The 23,356-nt window shown below is 35.1% G+C and carries 20 protein-coding genes; 9 read left to right on the top strand and 11 right to left on the bottom strand.

Annotated features, from left to right (window positions below):
* The first annotated feature begins 4 nt into the window (after positions 1–4).
* Positions 5–475 (top strand): nuclear transport factor 2 family protein, encoded by a 471-nt coding sequence (locus AB674_RS13650; protein WP_047777439.1) that lies wholly within the window; start codon positions 5–7, stop codon positions 473–475.
* Between the two features lie 144 nt (positions 476–619).
* Positions 620–2,362 carry an APC family permease gene (locus tag AB674_RS13645; protein ID WP_047777437.1) on the top strand — a complete coding sequence of 581 codons (1,743 nt, stop codon included), beginning with the start codon at positions 620–622 and terminating at the stop codon, positions 2,360–2,362.
* A 63-nt stretch (positions 2,363–2,425) separates the two neighbouring features.
* Here the strand turns inward: AB674_RS13645 and AB674_RS13640 are convergent, their stop codons facing one another.
* Positions 2,426–3,913: an aminotransferase class V-fold PLP-dependent enzyme gene (locus AB674_RS13640; RefSeq protein ID WP_047777436.1), complete on the bottom strand. Its 1,488-nt coding sequence runs from the start codon at positions 3,911–3,913 to the stop codon at positions 2,426–2,428.
* A 182-nt stretch (positions 3,914–4,095) separates the two neighbouring features.
* Between AB674_RS13640 and msrA the strand changes: the two genes are divergently transcribed.
* Complete coding sequence (msrA, locus tag AB674_RS13635) at positions 4,096–4,629, top strand: peptide-methionine (S)-S-oxide reductase MsrA (protein WP_047777434.1); 534 nt, start codon at positions 4,096–4,098, stop codon at positions 4,627–4,629.
* Positions 4,630–4,730: 101 nt separating this feature from the next.
* Positions 4,731–6,299 carry a protein adenylyltransferase SelO gene (locus AB674_RS13630; protein ID WP_047777433.1) on the top strand — a complete coding sequence of 523 codons (1,569 nt, stop codon included), beginning with the start codon at positions 4,731–4,733 and terminating at the stop codon, positions 6,297–6,299.
* Positions 6,300–6,577: 278 nt separating this feature from the next.
* Here the strand turns inward: AB674_RS13630 and AB674_RS13625 are convergent, their stop codons facing one another.
* Positions 6,578–7,546: a YpdA family putative bacillithiol disulfide reductase gene (locus AB674_RS13625; RefSeq protein WP_047777431.1), complete on the bottom strand. Its 969-nt coding sequence runs from the start codon at positions 7,544–7,546 to the stop codon at positions 6,578–6,580.
* A 7-nt stretch (positions 7,547–7,553) separates the two neighbouring features.
* Positions 7,554–8,027: a CYTH domain-containing protein gene (locus AB674_RS13620; protein WP_047777430.1), complete on the bottom strand. Its 474-nt coding sequence runs from the start codon at positions 8,025–8,027 to the stop codon at positions 7,554–7,556.
* 199 nt (positions 8,028–8,226) lie between these two features.
* Between AB674_RS13620 and AB674_RS13615 the strand changes: the two genes are divergently transcribed.
* Both AB674_RS13615 and AB674_RS13610 read left to right on the top strand, forming a co-directional pair.
* A complete protein-coding gene (locus AB674_RS13615) occupies positions 8,227–9,132 on the top strand; it encodes an OmpA family protein (RefSeq protein WP_047777428.1) in 906 nt (301 codons plus the stop codon).
* Between the two features lie 19 nt (positions 9,133–9,151).
* Positions 9,152–9,703, top strand: a complete 552-nt coding sequence (locus AB674_RS13610; protein WP_047777426.1) for a hypothetical protein — start codon at positions 9,152–9,154, stop codon at positions 9,701–9,703.
* Between the two features lie 46 nt (positions 9,704–9,749).
* Here the strand turns inward: AB674_RS13610 and AB674_RS13605 are convergent, their stop codons facing one another.
* The 7 genes from AB674_RS13605 to AB674_RS13575 all read right to left on the bottom strand — a co-directional run bounded on the left by AB674_RS13605 (position 9,750) and on the right by AB674_RS13575 (position 17,724).
* The gene (locus tag AB674_RS13605; RefSeq protein ID WP_047777591.1) at positions 9,750–10,796 is read right to left on the bottom strand and encodes an o-succinylbenzoate synthase; all 1,047 of its coding nucleotides are present in this window, start codon (positions 10,794–10,796) and stop codon (positions 9,750–9,752) included.
* A gap of 548 nt (positions 10,797–11,344) precedes the next feature.
* Complete coding sequence (locus AB674_RS13600) at positions 11,345–12,550, bottom strand: tetratricopeptide repeat protein (protein WP_047777589.1); 1,206 nt, start codon at positions 12,548–12,550, stop codon at positions 11,345–11,347.
* Positions 12,551–12,554: 4 nt separating this feature from the next.
* Positions 12,555–13,079 (bottom strand): DUF2199 domain-containing protein, encoded by a 525-nt coding sequence (locus AB674_RS13595; RefSeq protein WP_047777425.1) that lies wholly within the window; start codon positions 13,077–13,079, stop codon positions 12,555–12,557.
* An 80-nt stretch (positions 13,080–13,159) separates the two neighbouring features.
* Positions 13,160–13,837 carry a metal-dependent hydrolase gene (locus tag AB674_RS13590; protein WP_047777423.1) on the bottom strand — a complete coding sequence of 226 codons (678 nt, stop codon included), beginning with the start codon at positions 13,835–13,837 and terminating at the stop codon, positions 13,160–13,162.
* A 28-nt stretch (positions 13,838–13,865) separates the two neighbouring features.
* Positions 13,866–14,828, bottom strand: coding sequence for a 1,4-dihydroxy-2-naphthoate octaprenyltransferase (gene menA / locus AB674_RS13585; RefSeq protein WP_047777421.1), 963 nt, complete (start codon positions 14,826–14,828; stop codon positions 13,866–13,868).
* Positions 14,829–14,935: 107 nt separating this feature from the next.
* Positions 14,936–15,769 carry a 1,4-dihydroxy-2-naphthoyl-CoA synthase gene (locus tag AB674_RS13580; protein WP_035681238.1) on the bottom strand — a complete coding sequence of 278 codons (834 nt, stop codon included), beginning with the start codon at positions 15,767–15,769 and terminating at the stop codon, positions 14,936–14,938.
* A 1,097-nt stretch (positions 15,770–16,866) separates the two neighbouring features.
* Positions 16,867–17,724: a S1 RNA-binding domain-containing protein gene (locus AB674_RS13575; protein ID WP_047777419.1), complete on the bottom strand. Its 858-nt coding sequence runs from the start codon at positions 17,722–17,724 to the stop codon at positions 16,867–16,869.
* Positions 17,725–18,010: 286 nt separating this feature from the next.
* Here AB674_RS13575 and hxpB point away from each other — a divergent pair, with 286 nt between their 5' ends.
* From hxpB to AB674_RS13560, 3 genes are all read left to right on the top strand, one after another.
* On the top strand, positions 18,011–18,685 hold the full coding sequence (gene hxpB / locus AB674_RS13570; protein ID WP_047777418.1) for a hexitol phosphatase HxpB: 675 nt from the start codon (positions 18,011–18,013) through the stop codon (positions 18,683–18,685).
* A gap of 440 nt (positions 18,686–19,125) precedes the next feature.
* Complete coding sequence (locus AB674_RS13565; RefSeq protein WP_047777416.1) at positions 19,126–19,863, top strand: hypothetical protein; 738 nt, start codon at positions 19,126–19,128, stop codon at positions 19,861–19,863.
* A gap of 442 nt (positions 19,864–20,305) precedes the next feature.
* Positions 20,306–21,850: a hypothetical protein gene (locus tag AB674_RS13560; RefSeq protein WP_047777415.1), complete on the top strand. Its 1,545-nt coding sequence runs from the start codon at positions 20,306–20,308 to the stop codon at positions 21,848–21,850.
* A 183-nt stretch (positions 21,851–22,033) separates the two neighbouring features.
* On the opposite strand, the gene AB674_RS13555 is transcribed toward AB674_RS13560, so the two are convergent.
* On the bottom strand, positions 22,034–23,302 hold the full coding sequence (locus AB674_RS13555; protein ID WP_047777413.1) for a histidine-type phosphatase: 1,269 nt from the start codon (positions 23,300–23,302) through the stop codon (positions 22,034–22,036).
* Between the last annotated feature and the right edge of the window lie 54 nt (positions 23,303–23,356).

Genomic DNA, 23,356 nt, shown 5'->3' with positions numbered 1-23,356 from the left:
AAAAATGAATTCAAACGAAAACTTAATCGCTAAGTTCTATACTGCTTTTGGAAATGCTGACTACAAGACAATGAGCGAATGTTATCATCCAAAAATACATTTTATTGACCCTGCTTTTGGCTTATTAAAAGAAGAACAAGTTTCTGCAATGTGGGAAATGCTGCTTTCAAGAAGTAAAGGCAATATTAAAATTGAATTTTCGAACATCAAAGCAGATGAATTCTCGGGTTCAGCCAATTGGATTGCTACGTATAATTTCAGCAAAACAAACAGAACTGTAGTCAATAAAATAGTAGCTGAATTTATTTTTCAAGATGGTTTAATCATCAAACATACCGACAATTTTGATGTTTGGAAATGGTCCAAACAGGCGTTTGGTTTCACAGGTCTTCTGCTGGGCTGGACAGGTTTTTTTCAGGACAAAATAAGGAAACAGGCTTTGTTATCGCTTAAAAAGTTTCAGGAATCCAAATAAATTAGTTAAATTGTGCATTACATAATTCACAATAGCTAAAAATTATTTTGAACTTCATTTAATATATCCGCCTTTTTTAAAGTTTTATTTCTTGTTGCTGCTTGATATCAAGTTAATTGTGTTTTTTAATCTTAATGACTAATTATGAAAGAAATTGTACACAAGAAATTAAATCAATTACAAGCAACAGCAATATGTGGAAATGACATTAGTTCCTCCTGCTTATATGTATCGGCATTAACCATTTTGTATGCAGGGCAATTTGCCTGGATTTCGTTATTGATTGTTGCAGTTGTTTTATTCCTTTTCAGAAGAATTTACGGAGAAGTGGTGGGTGCGATTCCTTTAAACGGAGGTGCATACAACGTCTTATTAAACACGTCAACTAAACGCTTGGCTTCTCTTGCGGCGACATTGACTGTTTTATCGTACATGGCAACTGCTGTTATTTCAGCATCAGAAGGAATGCATTATCTGCATGGTATATTTGATGGTTTAAACATCATCACCGCCACGATTGTTGTTTTGGTACTCTTTACCGGACTTGCCATTTTAGGAATTGGAGAATCGGCTTTTGTTGCCGTAATCATATTTATAACACATTTAGTCACCTTAAGTTTACTTGTACTGGCATCGTTGTGGTTTATTCTGAACAATGGATTAGAAACCTTCCACCTCAATTGGCAGACGCCTATAGCTTATGGAAACATAAAAACAGCACTTTTCCTTGGTTTCTCGGCAGCTATGCTTGGAATTTCAGGCTTTGAGAGTTCTGCAAATTTTGTTGAAGAACAAAAACCGGGAGTTTTTCCAAAAACCTTGAGAAACATGTGGGCAATTGTGAGTTTCTTCAATCCTGTGATTGCACTTTTATTGATAAGTATCATTCCATTAGCCGAAGTTGGTTCAAACAAAGAATCTCTTTTAGCCTATTTAGGACAAACAACCGGAGGTTCGTGGCTTGCGTGGTTGATCTCAATAGATGCGGTTTTAGTGCTTTGTGGTGCCGTATTAACCTCTTTTGTTGGGGTTTCAGGATTATTAAACCGAATGACCTTAGATCGTATTCTTCCCAATTATTTCCTTAAACAAAATAAAAGAGGTTCTCATTACCGAATCGTAATTAGTTTCTTGATTCTTTGTATATCAGTTTTATTTGTAACAAACGGACATTTAGAGTCATTGGCTGGTGTTTATACCTTCTCCTTTTTAGCTGTTATGGCCTTATTTGGAATTGGAAATTTACTGCTAAAATTTAAACGCAGAAAGCTACCAAGACCCGAACGCGCCAGAGGAATTGTTGTGGTTATCGCGGTTTCAAGTATTATTGCGGCCTTTATCGGTAATATGCAACTGAACATCAATTCGTTTTATACTTTCTTGAAATATATGGTGCCGTCCCTATTGTTTATTGGAATCATGTTAAACCGTATCTTCTTGATTCGGGTTCTGATTGAAGGTTTAGAGTATTTTTACCAACCATTAAGAAAAATGGTTATCGTTAGTAACCGTTACCTGCATAAAATGAGCTTAAAGATTAACTCACAGGAATTTGTCTTTTTTACCAAAGGTGATGACGTGGCTATTCTAAACCGAGTCCTGCAATATGTGGAAGGAAACGAAACAACCAAAAAACTCAAAATTGTTCACGTTACAAACGGCATGACAAGCAATGAGGAGTTACGAAAAGATTTAGAAGTTTTAGATCGTGCTTACGACGAAATTGATATCGAATACCTTGAAATTGAAGGTGTATTTGGCCCCGAAATCATAGATGAACTATCCGAAAAATGGAAAATCCCAAAGAACTTCATGTTCATAGGTTCCCCCGGAAATAAATTTTCTTACCGCGTTTCTGACCTAGGCGGTGTACGTTTAATAATGTAATAGTTAAAAAAACCCGACAGGTTTCCAAAACCTGTCGGGTTTAAATATTTATATTTTTTATTATTAAGATTTAAACCATCCCGCCACTAATTCATCTTCAAAAGATGTCGCGTCTTTATGGATAAATTCATTTGTGTTTTTATTATAAGAGTAATCTAGAGCCCATGTTTTATGGTTTTCTGCCATTTCTTTAATGCTTTTACAAACAAAAGCAATCTCTTCATCGGTAGTAGTTGGGTGAATAGACATTCTGATCCATCCCGGCTTTTTGATCAAATCACCAATGGTAATTTCATTGACTAATTTATTCGAAGTTTCCTGATCAACATGTAGTAAAAAGTGTCCGTAAGTACCGGCGCAACTGCATCCCCCTCTAGTTTGAATTCCAAATCTGTCGTTCAGTAATTTTACGCCAAGGTTAAAATGAAGATCTTCAACAAAAAAGGAAACAACTCCCAATCGGTTTTTATGTTGTCCTGCTAAGATTTTGATATTCGAAACTGCATCTAATTCATTAAAAACAAAATCAACGATTTCGTGTTCACGTTGTAAGATGTTCTCAATTCCCATTTCTTCTTTCAACTCAATAGCCAAAGCCGTTTTGATTACTTGTAGAAATCCAGGAGTACCGCCATCTTCACGATCCTCAATGTTATCAATATATTTGTGTTCGCCCCAAGGGTTTGTCCAACTTACCGTTCCACCTCCGGGACAATCCGGAATCATGTTGTTGTATAGTTTTTTATTGAAAATCAAAACACCTGAAGTCCCCGGTCCTCCTAGAAATTTATGCGGAGAAAAGAAAATGGCATCTAAATAAGATTCCGGATCTTCCGGATGCATGTCAATTTCTACATAAGGTCCTGAACAGGCGAAATCCACAAAACAAACACCATTATGCTGGTGCATTAATTTTGCAGCTTCGTGAAATGGAGTTTTTAACCCCGTCACATTAGAACATGACGTTATCGAAGCGATTTTGATTGTTCTTTCCTTATATTTCTCTAATAATTGCTCCAAATTATCCAGACAAAAAAGCCCTTTCTCACAAGATGGAATAATTTCTACATCTGCAATTGTCTCTAACCAAGAAGTTTGATTCGAATGATGCTCCATATGAGAGATAAAAACGATCGGCTTTTTCTCTGCAGGTACAATGGTACAATCTTTTAGATTTTCAGGTATTTTTAAACCTAAAATACGTTGAAATTTATTGACAACACCTGTCATTCCTGTTCCATCCGTAATCAGAACATCATCCTGATTGGCATTGGTATGACGTTTAATGATGTTTCTGGCATGATGATACGCTTTTGTCATGGCAGTACCTGACACGGTCGTTTCGGTATGCGTATTGGCAACAAAAGGACCAAATTCATTCAAAAGTTTCTCCTCTATAGGGCGATATAACCTTCCACTGGCAGTCCAATCGGTATAAATGATCTGTTTTTTGCCGTATGGAGAAGTAAATTCCTGGTCAACACCAACAATATGCTTTCTAAAATCCTGAAAATATGTTTCTAAACTGATGGTACTATTTTTGCTATTCATTAGTGTGCCTGTATTTGATTGCAAATATATTGCTTTTTTATAGAACTGAGAATTTATCAATTATAAACTTCAAACATTAGATAACCTTTTAGTATCTTTAATTAAATAGTCTTTTTTATAAAAATTTAACATAATATTCTATCGGATTAATAGGGCAATAAGAACTTAAACTATACTTTTTTATGGAAAATTTAGCAGTGGCAACTTTTGGTGGTGGATGTTTTTGGTGTATTGAAGCCGTAATTCAGCGTTTAAAGGGTGTAGAATCCCTGAAATCAGGATATTCAGATGGTTTTATTAAGAATCCACCCTACCGTGAAGTTTGCACCGGAAGAACGGGTCATGCCGAAGTAATTCAGGTAACCTTTAATCCTGACATAATTTCATACCATGACTTGATTACTGTTTTTATGACAAGTCACGACCCTACAACGTTAAACCGTCAGGGTGGTGATAGCGGAACACAATACCGTTCTATTATCCTGTACCATGATGACACTCATAAAGAAATCGCAGAACAACTTTTTGAAGAAGTAAAACCCATTTTTGCGGATCCGATTGTAACACAGTTAAAGCCTTTTGAAGTATTCTATGAAGCAGAAGATTACCATCAGAATTACTACAATGAAAATCAGGAAGCAGGATACTGTCAAATGGTGATCGATCCAAAAGTACAAAAACTAAAAAAGATGTACGCTGATAAATTGATTGGCTAATACGACTTTTACCACCAGATTACACCGGTAAAAATTATTTTCTCTCTGTTGAAAATCCAAATAATCTTTTACGCGGTGAAAAAAAAGAAAGATAATACGAAATGAAAAAATTAAAAATAAACAACCGATTTACAGCAGAATTACCTGCAGATCCTAACGAGACAAATGAAGTCCGTCAGGTTGCAAATACGCTTTTTTCCTATGTAAATCCAACAAAACCATCAAATCCACAACTGATTCATGCTTCAAAATCTGTAGCTGAATTGGTAGGGATTTCTGAAGACGAAATTCAATCAGAATCCTTTCTAAACGCATTCTCAGGAAAAGAAATTCTTCCTGAAACACGTCCTTACGCAATGGCGTATGCAGGACATCAATTCGGGAATTGGGCCGGGCAATTGGGTGATGGTCGTGCTATAAACTTAACAGAAGTAGAACATGATAATTCTTTTTTTACGCTTCAGCTAAAAGGAGCAGGAAAAACACCTTACTCCCGAACTGCTGATGGTCTGGCGGTTTTGCGCTCCTCCATCAGAGAATATCTGTGTGCCGAAGCTATGTATTATCTAGGTGTTCCTACTACCCGATCCCTTTCTTTAATGTTATCGGGTGATGAAGTTTTGCGTGATATTTTATACAATGGAAATCCTGCTTTCGAAAAAGGAGCTATTGTTTGTCGCGTTGCTCCGTCTTTCATTCGTTTTGGAAGTTTTGAATTGCTTACTTCTCGCAATGAATTGAAAAACCTGAAACAATTTGTAGAATACACCGTTAAATATTACTTCCCTGAAATTAAAGGAGAACCCAAAGAACAATATGTACATTTTTTCCAAAAAGTAGCCGACACCACACGTGAAATGATTCTGCATTGGCAAAGAGTTGGTTTTGTACATGGTGTAATGAATACCGATAATATGTCCATCCACGGAATCACCATTGATTACGGTCCATATGGCTGGTTGGAAAATTACGATCCTAATTGGACACCAAATACAACAGACAGTCAATACAGGAGATACCGTTTTGGCAATCAACCGCAAATTGCGCAATGGAATTTGTATCAATTGGCTAATGCGCTTTATCCGTTAATCAACGAAGCCAAACCTTTAGAAGACATTTTGGAGTCTTTTATAAACGAATTTGATTCCGATTACAAAATAATGTTTTTAAGCAAACTAGGATTGTTTACTTCAACCGAAACTGATAGTGAATTAATTGCTAATTTAGAAGCAACTTTACAGTTATCTGAAACGGATATGACGCTCTTTTTTAGAAATTTAAGTCTCATAAAAAAAGAGGATTCGATTGAAAATGCAATTGCAAAAATTAAAGATGCCTTCTATATTCCCGAAGAAATCACCAATACTATCTTAGAAAATTGGACGGCTTGGTTTTCATTATATCTAAAAAGATTAGCAACAGAAGTCCTTTCAGATGAAGATCGCTCCACAAAAATGAATCGTATCAATCCGAAATATGTATTGCGAAATTATATGGCGCAACTAAGCATTGACGCGGCAGATAAAGGAGATTTTTCATTGGTCGATGAATTGTATACCCTACTTCAAAAACCATATGACGAACAACCGGAAATGGAGAAATGGTTTGCAAAAAGACCGGATTGGGCTCGTTCTAAAGTAGGTTGCTCTATGCTTTCTTGTAGTTCTTAACTTTTTTTGCCACGAATTTCACCAATTAAACTAATTTCTTTTTTTATTCAACTCTGATTAGTGAAAATTAGTGTAATTCGTGTCAAACTTTTTTCTGCCACAGATTAGAAAGATTTGCACTGATTAATCCATTAAATCCTTTTAATCTGTGGCATTTTTTTTAGCTCAAATAATCAGTTTAAACCTCTTTATAGCCTTAAAGTATTTTTTGCCACGAATTTCGCGAATTAAACTAATTAATTCGTGCCAATTAGTGTAATTCGTGTTTAACTCCTTTTTTACTTCGCAGTAATAGAATCAATTATAAGATTGGCATGAACTCTGGAATTCTCAATAAACCATTTGTGTGTATGCATTCCTCCACAAACCACTCCGGCCAGAAATAATCCTTTTACATTTGTTTCCATCGTTTCCGGATTGTAAGTTGGTGTTTTTAACTCATCTTCAGACAGTTGAATGCCTGCATTTTGCAAAAAAGCCAAGTCAGGTTTGTAACCCGTTAACGCTAAAACAAAATCATTTTCGATAGTTATTTTTCCGTTTGGAGTTTCAATTTCAACCGTATTCTCTTTAATTTCGGTAATATTCGATTCAAAATAAGCTTTAATACTTCCTTCGCTAATGCGGTTTTCGATATCAGGTTTTGCCCAATATTTCACGCGATTGTTGATCTCGTTTTTGCGAATTACCATTGTTACATTGGCTCCTTTTCTCCAACATTCCAAAGCCGCATCAACTGAAGAGTTATTCGCGCCAACCACTAGTATATTTCTAAAAGCATATTCATGTGCCTCTTTATAATAATGACGAACTTTGGGCAACTCTTCCCCTTTTACCTCCATTTTAATCGGAATGTCATAAAATCCGGTTGCAATAATGACGTTTTTTGATTGGTATACTTTTTTATCTGTGTTAATTTTAAATGATTCGACACCCTCTTTTATAATTTCGGTGACTCTTTCAAATAAATGAATTGAAAAGTTAAAATAGCGGTGAATATTTCGATAGTATTCCAAAGCCTCCTGACGACCCGGTTTTGGTGGCAGACAGTTAAATGGAATGCCTCCTATTTCCAACCTTTCTGCTGTCGAAAAAAAAGTCATGTACAAAGGATAGTTAAAAATACTATTTACAATTGCTCCTTTTTCAATGATTAAATAACTCAAATTCTTCTTCTGGGCTTCTATAGCACAGGCCAGACCAATCGGACCGCCTCCCACAATGATCAAATCGTATTGTTCTGTCATAAAGCAATTACTTTTCCCAAGTTTTAAAAGGGTTTTTACTCAGATACGCGTTATAATATCTTGGATCATTAGTCACTTCCTCACCCAGCCATTCCGGTTTTTCAAAAGAGTCTGTCTCTGATTGTAATTCAATTTCGGCCATTACCAAACCTTCATTATCACCATAAAATTCATCCACTTCAAAAACATGATCTCCCGCTTTTATTTCAAAGCGGGTTTTCTCAATTTTGCCTTTTTCACAAAGTTTGAGTAACTCCTCTGCTTCATCAATTGGAATTTCATTTTCCCATTCAAAACGGGACATTCCGCCTTGATGACCAATCCCTTTAATGGTAATAAATCCCCTTTGACCTTTAATCCTAACGCGAACTGTTCTTTCCGGGATTGAACTTAAGTATCCCTGAGCAATTTTATTTTGAGTAAAAGCCTGTTCTTTAAAATCATCCGATTTTACAAGAAACTTTCTTTCGATTTCAATCATTTTAATATTTCAATTAAATTTCAATGCAAGTTACTTAATTTAATTCAGTAGTAAAATTGACAAATCACAAACTCCTTACTTTATATCATTTTTATCCTAACTCCCTCGCAATCAAAAACAAAACATTAAAATAACTGATTATTAATGCTTTACGTATTATTTTTTTGGTTAAATTTGATAGAATCTTAACTTCATACTTATGTCTAAAAAAGCACTTTATCTATTAGGCATTGCAATAACCATTATTTTGGGTACTTTTTTGTACTTGAAATTTTGTTGCAATTGTACGAAACCCGAAACAATTGATCCTATCGAAAAACCAATTGTAACGACTCCGGAGGCCTCTCTTGTCCCCTTTGTTCTAAATGGCTCGGGAATTGATTATCACACGACTGATAATATCAAATTCCTTAAAAACAATGCTGCAGTACTGGTCCCCATTGGCGATTCTGTAAATATTGGAATTGAAAAACTAAAAGCGTTTTTAACTTCAAATCCAAAGCAAAAAATAACCATTACCGGTTATGCCACAAGTGACGAAACCAATACCACTAAATTTGAAAATCTTGGAGTAGCCAGGGCAAATGATGTCAAAAATTATTTTGTAACGAAAGGCTTAACAGGATCTCAATTGGATACCAAAGGTGAAATTGTGGACAAATGGCAAACCAATTCAGATACTCTTTTTGGACCGGTTTCTTATAAATTTGAAGTTGCAGACACCACTACGGTCGCTACTGACGAGTGGAGCCTTTTGAAAGAAAAAATCAATACGGATCCTTTAACGTTGCATTTTAGTACCAGTAAATCCCGTAATATACTAGGTGCAGATGAAAAGCAAAAAGTAGCAGATATTGCCAAATATACAGGACATGATAAAGCCGCTGTGGTTTTAATTGTTGGTCATTCGGACAATGTGGGAAATCGTGATTCGAATGTTGCTTTGGGACAAAAAAGAGCCGAGTTCACTAAAAACTATCTGTCCAAAAATGGTATTGGTGCGCAAATCGAAACGGAATCAAAAGGACCTGATGAACCAATTGGCGATAACGGTACCCGAGAAGGTAAGGCAGCTAACAGAAGAACTGTAATTACAATAAAATAATTAATCAAAATATACGATCATGAATATACCTTGTATCTTAATACCTGCGCTAGTTGGATTAATCTGTGGAATTTTAGGTTACTTACTAGGAAGAATGAACTCAAAAAATGATGATTCACTAGCATTGTCTTTACAAGCTGATTTGGATGCCTGCAAAGCGAATACCAAGAATCTGAATGCCCGTATCGCTACTTTAGAAGCTGATTTGGCTGCTAAACCAACTATTAACAGTACAGCCCAATCATTTGCCGCTACAGCCGCTCCATTGTTGTTATTTGACAACGAGCTCGCTGCAACCGTTTTTGGTAAAAAAGTAAAGGAGAACGATCTTAAAGTTGTAGAGGGAATTGGACCAAAAATTGAAACCTTGTTTAATAATGCCGGAATCAAAACCTGGCAGGAATTATCGGCAACAACAACCGAAAAATTGCAATCTATTTTGGATGCTGCAGGTGAAAATTATGCCATACATAATCCGGGTAGCTGGGCGAAACAAGCGCTACTTGCCTACCAGGGAAAATGGCAGGAATTAAAAGACTGGCAAGACAGTCATATTGGAGGAAAAGAATAAAACCACAATTTATATAACCTTAAAAACTGGCTTCCGGCCAGTTTTTTTATGCTTTATCGAAAAATTCAGATGACCAGTTCTTATCTTTATTATACCACAATTGCCCTTCTAAAACTTCTAATGGGCAATCGAAATTATTGGTATACAGTGCGCCGGTTCCTAAGCCTTGTGGCATCTTTGAGTTTTGCAAAAACGTCCATTGTGAGATTGCATTCAGTCCGATATTGCTTTCTAATGCCGATGTAATCCACCAGCCAATATTGTATCGTTCGGCCAACGTAATCCACTCCTGTGTTCCTCTAAAGCCCCCAACAAAACTAGGCTTAAGAATAATATATTGTGGTTGGATTTTTTGGATCAGTTTTTCTTTCTCTTCTATTGAAAATACTCCGATTAATTCTTCATCCAATGCAATTGGAAATGGTGTTACCTTACATAAATCAGCCATTGCCATTACATTTCCTTTCTTAATAGGTTGCTCAATACTATGTAACTGAAATTTATTAAGTTGATTTAGTTTATCTAAAGCTTCACTTAACTCAAAAGCACCATTGGCATCTACTCTAATTTCGATTTGTTCTGCAGAAAAATGACTTCGAATGAACTGTAACAGCTCTAATTCTTTATTAAAATCAATCGCTCCGATTTTGAGCTTTATGCAATTAAAACCATCGGCCAGTTTTTCTTCTATCTGCTGTTTCATAAAAGACGGTTCACCCATCCATACCAAACCATTTATTGAAATTGACTTTGTATGATTAGTAAAATCGGAAGGAAACAGTACGTATGGGTTATCACTTTTAAGGGACAAAAAAGCCATTTCAATTCCAAATTGTATGGAAGGAAACTCCAATAAGGCTTCCCAAAGTTTCGTTTCACCTAAATGAATGTTCTCGCAAGCCCAGCTTAGTTTTTCTTCATAATCGTCGCGATCATCTGCGCTTAAACCTCTTAAGATTCCGCACTCCCCGATTCCTTTTTTACCGTTTTCTTCCAAAACAATAAACCAGGTTTCTTTTTCTGTCATAATGCCTCTTGAGGTTCCAGACGGGCGCTTAAACTCTAGCATGTATTTGTGGTAGGTGGCTTTCAATATACTGTGTGTTTTTTTTAAACCATATAAGTGATGTAAGTTCATTTAATTGTTGGCGGAAAAGCAAACTTATATTTTCTTATATCACTTATATGGTGAAATTTAATTGGCTAAATGCTTTGTGTTTTTTAAACCATGTAAGTCATATAAGCTCATTTAATTGTTGGCGGAAAAACTAACTTATATTTTCTTATATCACTTATATGGTGAAATTTTAATTGGCTAAACGCTATGTGTTTTTAAACCATGTAAGTCATATAAGTTCATTTAATTGTTGGCGAAAAAACTAACTTATATTTTCTTATATCACTTATATGGTGAAATTTTAATTGGCTAAACGCTATGTATTTTTTAAACCATGTAAGTCATATAAGTTCATTTAATTGTTCGCGGAAAAACTAACTTATATTTTCTTATATCGCTTATATGGTGAAATTTTAATTGGTCAAAAACTTTGTGTTTTTTAACCTTGTAAGTCATGTAAGTTCATTTAATTGTTGGCGGAAAAGCAAACTTATATTTTCTTATATCACTTATATGGTGAAATTTTAATTGGTCAAAAGCTTTAAAATTCTTTCGTAATCTTCTGATTTAATGCCTGCTTTCTGGAAGGTTGTAAAATCCAGCTTTGTTTTATCTGTCCAGCTTAAGCTGTCTGTTACGTTCTGATTTTGGTATTTTTTGTAGATAGACTTGGCTGAACTGTAATCGTCGCTTAAAAGGTATACGTGTGCCAGATTCAGTTTTACCGCTAACTCTGTGTCGTCTAACTTTTCGCCCTCTTTCAGGAACTTAATTGCTTTTGCGTATTGTTTGGTCAAAATGTAACAATAGCCAATCGAAGCATAATCTAATGCGGTTGCTTTTCCATCGTTGATTATGCCATTCAATTTCGGAATGGCTTCGTTGTATTTCTGTTGTTTGATCAAAGTGGCAATCTGTTTGTGCAAATCACTGTAAACATTTTTAGAGATTCCTGCATCATTGTAACAGGCCGCTCCAAAGTCTTTGTATACTTTGGTTCTTTCAATTGGCAATAACTTTTGAAATTCAGCATAACGATATTGCTTCATTATTTTATTCAATATGCAAACACAAAAATCATCCGAATTGGCCATTTTTTGAGCCATTGTGGATGTTTTACACAAACTGATAATTTCATTTTTATTATCCTGATTCCAGCCACGATTGAGTTTTGTATCTACCCAAGGCACAACTTCTAAAACGATTTTTTGACTTAAAATCCAATTCTTACTTTCAAAACCAAACCAGATTGTAGTCGTATTTTCTTTTAAACAAGAAGATTTGTCCAAAGACAGGCGTTTTGCATCTTTGCTAACCGGTTCGACCTGAGCAAAACAGGCTGCGTCGGTTTTCCCGTCGCTTACATACTTCTTTGCTTTTTCGCTTGAAGTGAAAATCGAATAAGTACATTGATCATCTCCTGAGATTTTTGACATCAAGAAAACAGCTCCTGCTGAACCCTGTCCTATTCCGTAAGGATCCGGTATCGCTTTTAGTACCGAAACTAAACTACTTGCCATTTCCTGATTTTTGTCTAATAGCGTTATTCTATAGACAATCTCAGTTGTACCAACAGGTAAATCTTCGGTGTTTACGGTCATTCGGTCGCCGGCAGAAACCAAAAATTCTTTTGTAGTTGCACGTTCTTTATCCCAATAGCCGTCTTTTTGAGCGTAAATATTGTAGAAAGAACAAACAGAAACGAAAAGCAGTATTATTTTTTTAGTCATCATTTTAAGCATTTTGCTCACTGGTATTAATCATATCCTGAATTCGTTTTTCGGCCTCTGCTTTTGTAATTCCTTCGTAAAAATCTTTAACAAAGGGGTGATCGTAATCTTTGTGTGGAAAAATTACCGGTCTGCAGTTCCCTTTCTGAGTGACTACCGTTGTTGGAACACTTTCTGAAAAAGTATAGTCTTGCATAGCGTTGTTTAACCATCCGAAATATTCTGTTTCATGCTCTTCATTGTCAAAATTATCAAGATAGTCCTGAAAACTTTTCTCACTCAAAGAAACCCAAAATCCATACTCCAGATCTTCACAATGATCATTTACTTTCTGAAATAATACACAACGTATAAATCTCCCTACATGATCCGGAGATTTAATGACACAAAAGTCTTCATCAATCACCGCTATTTCTTCTTTATCAACCTCAGAAAGACGAGAATAAGCATCAGGCGAAATATACGTTAGTGCCGGCCAACCCTCATGCTGCTCTCCGCAACATTCACAAATAAATTTTGTACTATCCATTTATTATTTTAATTGAATAAACGCTTCAATTTGATTTCTAATTCTTCGAAAAAATCGCTAATACGAGTAGCATTTTAATTTTACAATTCGATTGATTCTCCGATTTCAAGCAGCATTAAATCTTTGCCTTTGTCAAAAAATTGACGAATAGATTCTTCGTGATCAATTTCGATATAACCAAATGTATCAAAATGGTAACCAAGGATTTTATCACATTCTACAAAGTCTGATGCGATTATAGCATCTTCTACATCCATCGTAAAATTATTCCCAATTGGAAGTATCGCTAAGTCCAATTTGGTTCGCAGCGGGATTAATTTCATGTCCATTGTAAGCGCTGTGTCTCCGGCGATATAGATGTTTTTATGTTCTCCTTCAATTACAAAACCTCCCGGATTTCCACCATAACTTCCGTCTGGAAAAGAGCTTGAGTGAATCGCGTTTACATATTTTACTTTTCCGAAATCAAACTTCCAGCTTCCGCCATGGTTCATCGGGTGAGCTGTGAAACCTAATTTAGTATAATAATTTGCAATTTCCGCATTAGAAACGATAACGGCATTGGTTCGCTTTGCAATAGCTTCAACATCTAAAACATGATCGCCATGTGCGTGTGTCAGCAATATATAATCTGCTTTTAATGTGTTTATATCAATATCAGAAGCTTGCGGATTCGCTGTTATATAAGGGTCAACAATAATATGTTTTCCTCCAACTTCAATTCCTAATGATGCATGTCCGTAAAAAGTAATTTTCATTTTTATAAAAATTTAAGTTGAACTTCTTTTATCTTCCTCCTAAGAAAAGATTAACAATAATGTCTGAGATTAAAGAAATCATACATACCGTTAACAACAAAGAAAGAAGAAAGGTACTCAAGGCTAATTTCTTTAACTCCGGATCTAATAACTTAGGTTCTTGATTTTTAGCAACCGTAATCAAATGTTTTGTTAAGGGGATGTATGCCAATAAAAACAGGTACTGATCAAAATTATAATCACTTAGAATAGCAAAAACAACTACTAAAATCATTGCTGTAACAATCAATGCGAAATGGTATTTTTTTGCCTTTTTGCCCCCCATTTGAACTACAATCGTGTTTTTACCCGATTTACGATCTGATTCTTCGTCACGCATATTGTTCAGGTTTAACACTCCAACACTCAATAAACCAATCGAAATGGCTGGCAGAATCAAAAGCGGATCAACTTCTTTAGAATATAAAAAGTTAACGCCCAGTGTACTTACTAATCCGAAAAAGACAAAAACAAATACATCTCCGAAACCTTTATATCCATAGGCTGAATTTCCTACTGTATAACGAATAGCCGAAACGATAGCGGCAACTCCAAGCAAAAGAAAAAAGATAGAATAACCAAAATTCGACTCCCCGAAAGCAAAATAAATTAAGGTAATCGCAGATAATAAAGTTAAAATCGAAGTGATTATTATCGCTTTTTTCATTTCCTGAGGGGTGATCACACCACTCTGAATCGCTCTTTTGGGCCCTACTCTGTCTTCATTGTCCGTTCCTTTTACTCCATCACCATAGTCGTTTGCGAAATTGGACAAAACTTGTAAACCAAGCGTTGTTAGAAGTGCAAAACCTAAAATTTTCCAACTAAAAACTTCTGTTGGTGTATTTATAGCTTCTGTTGGGTTGGATAAAGCGTAAATACTTCCAACTATAATTCCCGAAACTGATAATGGCAACGTGCGCAATCTTGCGGCTTCAATCCAATGTTTCATTCTTTTTTTATTTTAGATTTTAGAGTGTAGATTTTAGATTATTTTGTTCTGATTGAAAATTATGGATTCAAAAAATCTACAATCTAAAATCAGAAATCTAAAATGTATTATGGCAACCACTTGTTTTCTCCAAAATTTGGTTTTCTTTTTTCTAAAAATGCATTTCTTCCTTCTTTTGCCTCTTCTGTCATATACGCCAAACGAGTTGCTTCTCCTGCAAAAACCTGCTGTCCAACCATTCCGTCGTCCGTTAGATTCATCGCAAACTTTAGCATTTTTATAGAAGTCGGTGATTTTTGAAGAATTTCCTGTGCCCACTCATAAGCGGTATCTTCCAGTTCGTCATGTGGAATGACAGCATTTACCATCCCCATATCCATTGCTTCCTGAGCAGAATAATTACGTCCTAAAAAGAAGATTTCACGTGCTTTTTTCTGACCTACCATTTTAGCAAGATACGCAGATCCGTAACCACCGTCAAAACTCGTTACATCGGCATCAGTTTGTTTGAAAATAGCATGTTCTTTACTTGCCAAAGTCATATCGCAAACAACATGTAAGCTATGTCCGCCACCCACTGCCCATCCCGGAACAACGGCAATAACCACTTTTGGCATAAAACGGATTAAGCGCTGCACTTCAAGAATATTCAAACGGTGTTGACCGTCTTCTCCTACGTACCCTTGGTGTCCACGAGCATTCTGATCTCCTCCGCTGCAAAAAGAATACACTCCGTCTTTAGTCGAAGGTCCTTCTGCAGAAAGTAACACTACTCCAATCGAAGTATCTTCTTGTGCATCGTAAAAAGCCTGGTATAATTCTGAAGTTGTCTTTGGACGAAAAGCATTTCTAACATTTGGTCTGTTGAAAGCAATTCTTGCAACTCCATTACATTTTTTATAGGTTATATCTTCAAATTCTCTGGCAGTGATCCAATCCATTTCTATTTGTTTAATTTTAATAATTTATAGTGTAAAAATAAACCATTTTTACATTTTTACCTACTCTATTTGGTTTTTGGTGTTTACTAAAACCGGCTTCAAATGTTAACAATTGGTATTTCCCTACAAAAAATAACACTATTTAACATTTGTTTTAAAAAAAAATAAGTAATTTTACACCCTTATAATCAGCAAGATACATTTTATTTTGTTGTTATTTGATTGATTTTCTTTCACTGATTTATTAACCTAAAAAATGACTTTTTTTGAGAAAATTTAAAAAATTTGTCGCTCATTTTTTTACGGTTTTTATTAGTAAACCAATAATTAATGAGCAAATGATTTATGCATTTGTTAAAACTTCAAGGAGGAAATAGTAACACCTAAGGTTAAATGCTGGAAATGTATCCGTGTTAGTACAAAAATGAATACGAAAAGAGGAAAAAATACTAATTAAATACTTTCCAAAAGTTATTCTATACAACCAATGGCTTAGCCGTGAATTTGATTTTTTGCTTTTAAGATGAATGTATCAATTGTTTAAAGACATACCCATATAAAGAAGTAATTTCTAAAATTTTTAAAGCTATTATTTTTTTAATGGATTCGAATTATTTTATTTCTGTTTTTTTTTAATTACAATTTTTTTTAAAACTAGAATAAAAAAGAGAAAGGCTACTTGTAATGAGTAGCCTTTCTTGTTAGTAGTATTTGATCAAGTCCAAAAACTTGTGGAGAAGTGAAAATCTCGCAAAGACGCAGAGTCGCCAAGTTTTTTCCCTGATTTTTTAACTTTGCGACTCTGCGTCTTTGCGAGAAATAACATTCCTCTAATCACTATTCTCTAAAATCTGAAAAATAACTTTTCATTCTCTAGCCATACCAGCCTAAACAACGAAGGAAAAATCACACCAGAAATTCCGCTTAGAAAATCGCCAATCTTTGGTGATTTGCGCGTGTGATTTCTCCTTCGTCGAAATGACAGGGTTGTAAGGAATTGGTCTTTTATTCAATCCATTCAGAGCAAAAAAAATCCAAATCCCCATAAAATAACATTGGGATTTGGATTTTTTTATTTGGAATTTAAACGTAAGGTTTTAACTCTCTTTTATCAGGTAAATACCGTCTTCTTTGATTTCAATAAGTTGCTCCTTGTACAAAGCTCCAATAGCTTTTTTGAAGGTTTTTTTACTCATTTTCAATACAGTTTTAATATCTTCCGGATGCGAGTTGTCATTCAGACGCAAGAAACCACGATTGGCTCTCAATTCGTCCAAAATCTTATCTGCGTTAGGTTCGATGCTTTGATATCCCTGCACTTGCAAGGCTACATCAATTTTATTGTCAGGACGGATATTTTTAATAAAACCGCGCATTCTGTCACCTGTTCTGATCGCATCATCATATACTTCGTCTTTATACAACAATCCTTTGTGTTTTTCATTGATAATCACATTGATCCCGATTTCGGTGATGTGCGAAACGATCAAATCTACTTCTTCTCCGTTTTCAACCGTTAAAGAATCATTGTTTAAAAACTGATTCGTTTTGCTTGAAGCTACCAAACGATTTGTTTTTTCATCCATATAAAGATAAACCAGGTATCGTTTTCCTTTTTCCATCGGACGAGCTTGTTCTTTAAACGGAACCAAGATGTCTTTTTCCATTCCCCAGTCCATAAAAGCACCTACCTGATTGATGTAGTTTACCCTTAGAAGAGAAAATTCATTCAATAAAATATAAGGCTCGAGTGTAGTGGCAACAGGGCGTTGTTCATGATCCAAATAAACAAAGACAATAAGTTCTTCGCCTATTTCAAATTCATTGGGAACGTATTTATTTGGTAATAATATATCGTGAATTCCTTCCGGGTCTTTTTCGGGATTCCCTAAAAATAAACCAACTTTGGTATCACGTAGTATGGTAAGTGTATTGTATTTTCCTATTTCAATCATATTCTTGAGGTTCTGGGCTCATAAGCAGCCAAGTTTCTAAGCCGCAAATGTACGAAGTTTGAAAATGGTAAGCAGAAAAAATATTTTATAAAAAAGAACTTCCGTATCGAAAAATCAAAAACCTATATTTGATAAAATTTTATTGTACTATTTTAACGTAAAGAATAATAGCCCCAAACTTAGATTTCTATGGTATTTCTTTGCATAGTTCAACTGTATTATTAAGTTCTTTTATCCAAAAACGGTGTAAGATATCTCTATTTTTTTTCAAATAATCTCCCAAACAATGGCAGAAAAACATAAAATAAAAGCAGTGATTTTTGACATGGACGGTGTCTTAATCGACTCCGAACCTCTTTGGCAAAAGGCTGAATTTGAAGTATTTTCTTCACTGGGGGTTACGGTAACAAAAGAAATGGCTGAAATTACAAGAACAATGACCACTGCCGAGGTTGCTAAATTCTGGCACACAAAATTTCCATGGACAAATATCAGTCTTGAAACGACGGAACAATTGGTGATAGCAGAAGTAACCGAGCTCATCAAAAACGAAGGCTTGGGTATTTCAGGTATAAAAACCTATATTGAATCACTTCGAGCGGAAGGTTTTAAGATCGGGCTGGCTACCAATTCTCCATACAGTATTATACCAATTGTACTGGAAAAACTAAACCTAACACCATTGTTTGATTCTATTTCTTCTTCGGATGATGAAGAAAATGGAAAACCGGATCCTGCAGTATACCTAACTGCTTCGAGAAAACTTGATGTCGCTCCAAACGACTGTATCGCAATCGAAGATTCTCACTCCGGAATGAGAGCGGCAAAAAGTGCCGGTATGCGGGTTGCGGCTTTCACAAACAACACGACCAACGGCGTCGACACAAGTCTTGCTGATTATATTATAGAAAACTTTAATCTTGAACTTCAGAAAAAAGAAAGACTTTATTGTTTTTTGTGAGCATTTCTGCTGGAATAATTTTTTAACACATAGAGACATAGTTTTTGAAACTAAAAAAAAGAGTGTTTCACTCTAAATAAGACATAATAGAACTAGTTGAAAAAAAAAGATTTTCTTGGACTATCTTAACTTAATAAACTTAAACCTAATGTTTTTGTGTTAAAAATAATTGCTGTCAAAGGGTTAACACTAAAACATCAATAAATGTGATTTACTAAATAAAAACACAGGTCTTCCGTAATTTTATAACTATGTCACTATGTGTTAAAACTAGTTACATCAACGCGTTAAATGTTAATCTTACCTCCTATGGCACCTTATTTCCTTATAATACCCTGATAAAGTTTAAAATTATTATATTTACTTTTTAGCCAACCGAATAATGTTGCCCGAATAATGAAATCCCGCAACTTTTGGCCGATCAATTATAAGCAGTTAAGATGGAAAATAATACCGTACCAATAGCACCGATATCTTTGGATACCAATACAATATCGAACAAAAAGATTAAAAAAGCAGATTTGTTGCCTAATCCGGAATCTCAGTTGGATTCTATGGAAATGAAGGAAACACCTATCAGCGATTCCAGCATACTTTTTAGAGATCTGTCTGATACTGCCAGCAAAAAAGAAAGTATTATCCGATTAATTGATAAGCTGGATGTCGAAACTAATCTTAGATACCAAAGAACAGAAGAAGATACTTACTGTAATGTATACTCTTATGATTATTGCTATTTTAGTAAAGTATACCTTCCAACGGTTTGGTGGACAGCCGAATCTCTGGAAAAATTAGAACAGGGACAGGATGTTGAAGCGGTTTTTGAAGAAACTGTTGATCGTATTTATTCCAGCGCTCTACACGATTGGTTCCCTGAATGGGGTGGCGATTTTGGGTGGGAGCCAATAGCTTCAGTCGATGAAATTCAGAATAAAGTAAACGCCAACGGTGGAATTGGAATCATTTGCGCTAAAAGAAGAGAAAAAGGACTTTCCGGACATATTGTTCCCGTTGTTCCTGAAACCGCTCTGCACAAAGCGTATCGTGAGAATGGCGTAGTCGTTTATCCACTACAATCACAGGCAGGAAAGCTAAATTACAACTACTTTTCGGAGGTTAGAAAAGATTGGTGGAACGATGAATTATACTCCTCTTATGTGCTTTATTACCACCCCTAGCCGAAAATAATCAACTTCGTTATACAAACCTCTGAAAATTTATTGATTATCAATGGGTTAACTACTTGGAAATAACAAAATAAAGAACTACTTTCGCAACTTGGAAAAAATAAGAATAGCCAAAGTTGCAATAATGCTATTCATCTGTCTAAATTATTGATATAAAAGTGATTAATAACGGTAGTGATTTTATAACCTCATTATAAAATTTTACTTTTTTATCAGTCTTTCAGTCGATACAGGTGTGAAATTTCTAAGACTAAAAAATATAATTCTATAATTTTAAAAGTAAGACATAACTTTTTTAATGGATATTACAACTGTGTTTAATCCGTTAAAAGACTTCTTGTGCCTGATTTTAAATTGATTTGAGTCTTATTTTTCGAATAAAAGACAATGCTTTAAAAATATAATTAACCATAAAAAAAGACAATTAGTATAAATGAAAGACAATCAGACAAAAAAATATTATTGGGGAATAGGATTAGAAAACGAAACCTACATGCAATTTGAAGAATCCCTAATAGTTACTGGTGAATTTATACAAGAAAAGATTGGCTTTGAAAAATACAGTATTGACTATAGAAAATGTTATAAACCGGAAAGCCTTACTCCTGTTCTAAAGAAAGCTTTTGGTATAACTGAAAATTATAAAGTAAGCCGAATGATCAACAGTCATTCGCTGGAAAAACTGGATATAAACTATCAGCACAAAACATTATCGGCTGTAAAAGCACTTGCTGATGCAGAAGAAACGGATGCCGTTACCGCTCAACCTCTTGAGAATCCAGATTATCTTGGAAAATCAATTATGGAGCTTTTCCTTGAAGCACAGCCTTACAACATTCAAAGTATGATCAGCCAAAGAAACAAAACGATGGGTTCTGTTCACTTTGATGGCGATTCTATCGAATTTGTGACTAAATATTTTGAAAATCGAACTGTGGTTGATTCCTGCAAAGAACTAAAAGCAACTAAAAAGTTGTTTATCGATAAAATCAATGAATCTTCTGTTTTAAAAGGAAAACTAAATTTTCCGGATTACAACAATGGTCTTAACATGTTTATGACCAATCAGGAAAACCTGGTTTTGTTTAATAATGGAACGTATCATTTTCATATTACTTTGCCAACCCTGACAGAAGACAGCAGGATTACAGATTATACTGATTTTGAAAAAACACATGGTAATGCCATCTATTTACTGCAATGGTTTGAGCCGTTTTTTATAGCAACACTTGGTAGTCCCGACATTATGGGGGTAATAAGTGACAAATACGGTTTGGATAAAAAGTTCACTTTAGGCTCTATGAGAAATGCGATGTCTCGTTACATAGGCGTTGGAACTTATAATAAATCGATGCCTAAAGGTAAAATTCTAACCTTTAATGTGGATGATTTCAGAAAACTGCTAAAGTTTGAAAAGGAAGAAAACATCTGGTGGCGTGATCAGATCGAAGCAGAAATGGAATACGAAATGCTTTCTGAAGTTGGTCTTGATTTTAATCAGGAAAAAATGTATCAAAGTGGTTTTGAGTTCAGAAGTTTTGACGAGTTTCCGGCAAAATACCTGGATGATGTTCTTTTTTCTATTATTTTAATTTGTGAGCATTCTTTAAACCTGCCTGATGTACAATGGGGACACGACAGTAAAGCCTGGAATAATTTAGTTTTTAAAACCCTGAAAATGGGTTATTTGACTGAAATCAATGAGGAGGAAAAGAAAGAAATTTTAGATTTATTACAACTACTAAATCCATCAGATATCAATTACAATACATTAAAAGCTGAATTTGAAGCTATTCTTTTATTAGATGAATTTTTCTTTAAGATTCTTGCTGTTTTACATGACAAATACAAAGACAACAATGTTTGTCTGGATGCGATGTACGGACAAAAAACAAGTTCTCCACCAAAATGGGACAACTTTAATAAATACCAAACAGAAAGACACTTGCAACAAATAGGTTCTTTTTGCGATAATTAGAAGTTTATTTTTTGACTAAAACCAACGGCCAAATTCATAATCGAATTTGGCCGTTGGTTTTTTTTGATCTTTTGCCACGAATTTCACGAATTATCACGAAATGTTTTTTTTTGCCACAGATTAAAAAGATTTACACAGATTATTTAATCCTTTTAATCTTTTAAATCTGTGGCAATTTTTCCTCTATAAAAGTCCTTTATAATACGCTTCTACATCCTTCCAATGGTAATACGGTCCTAGATCTGTCTTTATTGTCGGAACAAGGATTTCTTTTTCATGAAGTAAGAATTTGACCAGTATATCCTCTGATTTTCGTTTGCGAAAGAATACCATTTGTATGTTTCCGGCCATGGGAGCAATTCTGAAATTATTCCATGCTTCGTAAAAAGTAGCGGGATCAGAGACACTGTTATAACTTCCGTCTAAATGAAGAAGCATTGCCAGTGTGATTAAATTACCATCGTGTGCAAAACGAAGTGTAGCGCCTTTGCCTTTAGATGTAATCATCGTATTGGCACTTTCTATGATGTTTTTCAAGGTTGGCTTTTGATTTTCAAACATGATTCCGTTGTTGACTGCAGCATTGGCATCACTCACATATTGACGGTAATTTGTTGTTTGCCACAAATCAAAAAGCTCTTTTTTTTCAAACAGATCATAGAAAGTCAGCTTTGTTTCTACATTTTGCATTCCTCCTGCTATAGCGAATAGTTTTTTCATAAGAGCACTTGGGTCTACTTTTTTTGCTACATAATCGGCATTCGAAAATAGCGACTTAACCAAACGATCGGGATGGATGTGTTTGTCTTCAAATTCCTGGTATTCTTTTTTCCAGGTATCTTTGGCGGCTTTAAAGGCAGTTGCTTCGGGAGTGTTGTAATTGAGATAACGTTGCCATTTTATACCGGCATTTCGGTCAATTTTCAGGTCGGGATTAATTTCTTTAAGTCTTTCGCAGAACGCATCCATACTAAGTACAACGCGCACTACTGTTGTAGCGCTGGCCTCTATTTGAGCATCCTTAACAAACACTTTTGGGTATTGTTTGTACATGCGCTCTGCAATGCCTCTCTGTTCTTTCTGTCCCAAAGGTGCAAGATCTCCTCCGCGAAATTCAACCTCTTTCCAAAGTTTCTGTAATCGCTTTAGGACATCGTTACCCAGGCTTGTAAGCGCATTGTTTTTATTAGCTTCTTCAAGCAAATCTAATACCTCTTTATATTCTGCATCACTTGTCAGATAGCGCGATCCATGACGTCCGAAATGGCTTATGTAAAAGGCTTGGTATCCTTTTGGTGCGGCCGTAGTAGTCGCAATATTTTTGGCAGGATAAGCATAATTAACTCCAGCTGTTTTCTCGGGAGTATCAGACAGTTCTTGTTGGATTGATTGTCCTAAAACAACAGACAAATTGGTAATTGCAATTAATAGCGTTAAGTAGATTTTCTTCATTTTGGTTTCGGTTACTGCAAGGCAAATATATTCTAAATATCAGAAAATCGCTGC

Source organism: Flavobacterium sp. ABG, assembly GCF_001027725.1.
Classification (GTDB): Bacteria; Bacteroidota; Bacteroidia; order Flavobacteriales; family Flavobacteriaceae; genus Flavobacterium; species Flavobacterium cupriresistens.
The sequence above is the reverse complement of the archived record's forward strand: the minus strand, read 5'-3'. Positions and strand labels throughout refer to the sequence as shown.